The organism is Streptococcus oralis (assembly GCF_001579525.1).
Taxonomy (GTDB): domain Bacteria; phylum Bacillota; class Bacilli; order Lactobacillales; family Streptococcaceae; genus Streptococcus; species Streptococcus oralis_M.
Genome location: NZ_LQZC01000024.1, coordinates 1 through 280 on the forward strand (window position 1 = coordinate 1; position 280 = coordinate 280).

A 280-nucleotide genomic window follows, 5' to 3' on the forward strand; every position below is an offset into this window, starting at 1 on the left:
CTCCAACGCAACCAAGCCAAACAGAAGTGAAGACGTCAGAAGGCACATGGAGCTTCAACTCATATGATAAGACATCGGAAACCATCAATGGATCAGATGTTAAGTTTGTAGGAACCTGGAAATTTACAGCAAGCCCGGTTCCAACAGTGACTCATAAAGCAGTTCACGAGTTTGTCAGCGGAACGCCAGGAAAAGAACTTCCACAAGAAGTGAAAGCCTTGCTTCCAGCAGACCAAACAGACTTGAAAGACGGTAGTCAAGCGACTCCAACGCAACCAAG

The 280-nt window shown here is 46.4% G+C and carries 1 protein-coding gene; it reads left to right on the forward strand.

Annotation, left to right across the window (positions count from 1 at the left end):
• A partial coding sequence (locus SORDD25_RS08935; RefSeq protein WP_153014487.1) for an SHIRT domain-containing protein occupies nucleotides 1-280 on the forward strand: 280 nt, incomplete at both ends.